Source organism: Frankia sp. CoBUL1 (assembly GCF_978021245.1).
In genome coordinates this window covers 1-3602 of the sequence record NZ_CDXDOS010000300.1, presented here as the reverse complement: position 1 = coordinate 3602, position 3602 = coordinate 1, and the positions used below count along the sequence as shown (strand labels likewise).

General features: G+C 72.8%; 3 protein-coding genes and 1 pseudogene. 1 reads left to right on the top strand and 3 read right to left on the bottom strand.

What is annotated here, in order from left to right; translation table 11 throughout:
- Window positions 1–445 precede the first annotated feature (445 nt).
- Window positions 446–697: pseudogene (locus AC08OX_RS15880) on the top strand (alcohol dehydrogenase catalytic domain-containing protein); the annotation flags it as partial.
- 28 nt (window positions 698–725) lie between these two features.
- On the opposite strand, the gene AC08OX_RS15875 reads toward AC08OX_RS15880, so the two are convergent.
- The 3 genes from AC08OX_RS15875 to AC08OX_RS15865 form a co-directional block, all read right to left on the bottom strand.
- On the bottom strand, window positions 726–1265 hold the full coding sequence (locus AC08OX_RS15875; protein ID WP_476608530.1) for a pyridoxamine 5'-phosphate oxidase family protein: 540 nt from the start codon (window positions 1263–1265) through the stop codon (window positions 726–728).
- A gap of 199 nt (window positions 1266–1464) precedes the next feature.
- Window positions 1465–2265 carry a GNAT family N-acetyltransferase gene (locus tag AC08OX_RS15870; protein WP_476608529.1) on the bottom strand — a complete coding sequence of 267 codons (801 nt, stop codon included), beginning with the start codon at window positions 2263–2265 and terminating at the stop codon, window positions 1465–1467.
- Window positions 2262–3179 carry an NADP-dependent oxidoreductase gene (locus AC08OX_RS15865; RefSeq protein WP_476608528.1) on the bottom strand — a complete coding sequence of 306 codons (918 nt, stop codon included), beginning with the start codon at window positions 3177–3179 and terminating at the stop codon, window positions 2262–2264. Before AC08OX_RS15865 ends, AC08OX_RS15870 begins: the two co-directional genes overlap by 4 nt.
- Between the last annotated feature and the right edge of the window lie 423 nt (window positions 3180–3602).

The window sequence follows — 3602 nt, the reverse complement described above, 5'->3', positions numbered from 1 at the left end:
TTGAGGGGGTGCGAAGGAGATTCCTGGAGGTCGGCGGCAACCCGCACGTCAGCGGGTTGATGGTGGGCAGCGGAAACGGCCTCGGGAGTTATCCGATGAGCCAGCTGGGTTAATAGATGGGACGGCGGCGGATGATGTGGGCGGATGCACGGGAATCCGCGCGGGTGGATGGTAGGAATAGGCCGGGCTGGCCATGGCGGCCGCGGTCACACCCGGTCGGAACCACCCGGTCGGAGTTACCCGATCGGAGCCACATCCGGCTGGAGCCACCCGGTCGGAGTTGGCCGGCTGGAGCCACCCGGTCGGAGCTACCCGACCCGACCCGAGCCCGCCGGCCCGAGTCAGCCCGCCGCCCCTCTCGATCATGCGTGCAGCCGTGTAGCGAGGTCGCGAGGACGTCAAGGTCGAGGAGGTCCCCGAACCGGGGTGCCGGCCGGGGCACGTCAAACTTCGCGTCGCCCACAGCGGGATCTGTGGCACCGACCTGCACGAGCACTACGCCGGCCCCATCCTCTTCCACGCCGAGCCGTATCCGCTGACCGGCCTGTCGATCCCCCTCGTCCTGGGACACGAGCTAGGCGGCACCGTGGTCGACGTGGGCGATGGTGTCGCTTCGGTCGCCGTGGGCGACCGGGCAGCGCGCGGTGACGTTACCGGGCAGTCGGTGGTGATCGACGATGGTCCCGTGATGCGCTGAAACGCGGGTTTCCGCTCGAGCCGGCGGGTCAGGAGTGGATGACGGCCCGGCCGGTCATCGACTCGGGCAGGATCCGTACCCAGTGCGGATGCTCGATGCGGTCCGCCCAGGGCTTGAGTCCCGTCTGCTCGAGCCTGGCCAGCGTGTCCGGGTCGGTGACGGACACGGCCTTCCCGTTGATCAGAACGCTCCAGCCGCTGCGGGACGCCGGATCGCGCCCGTCGACCTCGAAGCCAACCGCGTCCTCCTCGATCGCGGCGGTCAGCTTCGAGCCCACGGCCGTCCGGAAGGCCACCGCCTCCCCGTCCATCACGTAGTTCACCGGCAGCACGAGGACCTCCCCATCCGCCCGGAACGCCACCCGGCCGAGCTGCTCGTTCCCGAGCAGCCACAGGCAGGTTGCGGGGGACAGCACCCCGCCACCGGCATGGTCGAAGGCGAACGCCACCCTGATGCTGGTCCCGCTGGTCCGGGTCGGTGTCTGCGTCGTGGGCATGGCCAGCTCGGTCCGATCGGTCGGTGAAGCCACGGTGACGAGCGCCGGCGCGCCCGCGTTCGGCGGGGTCATCGCGTCATCCCCCTCGTTCTGGGTAGTCGACGTACCTCCACTTCTGGACGGTAGTCGGACGGGGCGACCGCGGGCAGGGCCGGTCGTCACGTCGGCGCGGGTCGTCCGACCGGGGGATGGCCTGCCGGTGGTCCGCACCGGTCCGCGGGGAAGGCGTTCGCCGTGCCGGCCGGGCGGTGGTTACGTGGCCGGGCGGTGGTCACGCGGCCGGCTCGATGTCCGGTATCCGCGCGGCGCGGAACGTCACCTCACGCCGCAGCCGGAACCCGAGCGACTCGTAGAGTCGGATCGCGTTCGTGTTGGTCGCCGCGGCGTGCAGGAACGGTGTCTCCCCGCGGGCCCGGATGCCCGCGGCGACCGCGCGGACGAGCCGGGTCGCGAGGCCCTGGCCCCGGTGGCCCGCGTCCGTGCAGACGGCGCTGATCTCGGTCCAGCCGGGCGGGTGCAGCCGTTCCCCGGCCATCGCCACCAGCGTGCCGTCCCGCCGGATGCCGAGGTACGTGCCGAGCTCGATCGTGCGGGGCAGGAACGGCCCGGGTTTGGTGCGTTCGGCCAGCGCGAGCATCTCCGGTACGTCCGCGGTCTCCAGCCGCACGGCCTCCTTGTCCGGGAGCGCGTCGACCCCCTCGCCTACGAGCTGCGCGCCGTCGAAGCTCGCATCCCCCCAGCCGGGCGGCGGGGAAGCGTCGATGCCGGTGAACGGCGCGATCGCGCCCGGGCCGAGCAGCGCCGCGACGTTGCGCCAGGTGCTCTCGTCGGGCACGTCCGGCAGGGCGACGAACGGTGACACGCCGACCGGGTAGCGCAGCACGTCACCGACCCGCTCGGCGAAATGCGCGTGCGGACCCAGGAGGGAGGAACGGACGGGGTTGTTCAGCACATGCTGGCCGGTCGCGTGCCGCCCGGGCTCCGGCCGGTCGGGTCCCGGCTGGCCGGGGGTGTGTCGGCCGGGGGTGTGTCGGCCGGGGGCGTGCTGTCGGGGAACGGCAAGCCCGGTCACGCGGCGACCTCGATCACGATCTTGCCGCGGCCGTGGCCGTTCTCCACCGCGCGCAGCGCCGCCGGGGCCTGGTCCAGCGGGAAGGTCGCGGTCACGAGCGGGTCCAGCGCGCCGTCCACGACCAGCTGGGCGACCGCGTCGAGCACGCGGCTGTCCCGGGCCCGCTGGACCGTCGTCCCGCCGTGCCGGTCGCTCGCCCCGGACAAGGCCGTGACGAGCTTCGACCGGTCCGCGAGGACCTCGACGACGTCGTCCAGCGTCTCGCCCCCGACGAGATCGTAGATTCCGTCGACCCCCCGGGGCGCGGCGGCCCGCACCCGGTCCGCGACATCGGGGCCCGGCTCGACGTGCGCCACGCCGAGGGCCTCGACGAAGTCCTTCTTGCCGGCGCTCGCGGTGCCGACGACCGTCAGGCCCGCATGCCGGGCGATCTGCGCGGCGGCCACTCCCACGCCGCCACCCACACCGATGATCAGCAGGGTGGCGCCGGGCGGCAGGGCCAGCTGGTGCACGCCGTCGTAGGCGGTCGCCGCCGCGACCGGAAGCGTCGCCGCGGCCACGAAGGACACCGCGGCTGGCTTGCGCGCACTCTCCCTGGCGGTCAGCACCGTGTACTCGGCGTAGCCACCGCCCGGCGCGCTGCCGAACACCTCGTCGCCGACGGCGAATCCGTTGACGTCCGGGCCCGCCTGCGTCACCACGCCGGAGGCCTCCACTCCGAGCACGACCGGAAACACGGCAGGCGGGGCTGCCGGCAGCCGCAGGCCGCCCCGCAGCTTCCAGTCCACGGGGTTGACCCCGGCGGCGCGTACCGCGATCGTGAGCTGACCCGGCCCGGCCACCGGGATCGGGAGGTCAGCGAACGCCTCCACCTCCGGACCGCCGTGGTCGTTGTAGACGTAAGCCTTCGGCACCACAACCACCGTTCCCTTCGCCGTTTCCCCTGGCCGTCCCGCCGCGGCTGTCCCACCGCGTCGAGACCTCCGCGATGTCCGCGATGTCCGCGGCAGGCGTCAACGCCGACCGCGATCACCTACAACACCGGGCCGGGCCGTCACCTTCCGGCGGTGGCCGGCACCGGGACGGCGGCGGCCACCGCCGAGGTCAGGCCGATAGTCAAATTCTGGTTCTGTTCGACGTCGAAGAAGATCGAAGGAGGCCAGGGGAGGCCAGGGGAGGCCAGGGGGAGGCCGGGAAAGGCCGGGGGTGACCTGGGAGGCCGAGAAAGGTCTGGGCAGGTGCGATCCTGGCCGACTCACGTCCGGTGCCGCCGCTGCTCGGTGAGTAACTCGTAGGACCGCACCTGCTCGGCGGGGGTGACCTGGCGGGGCCGGTTT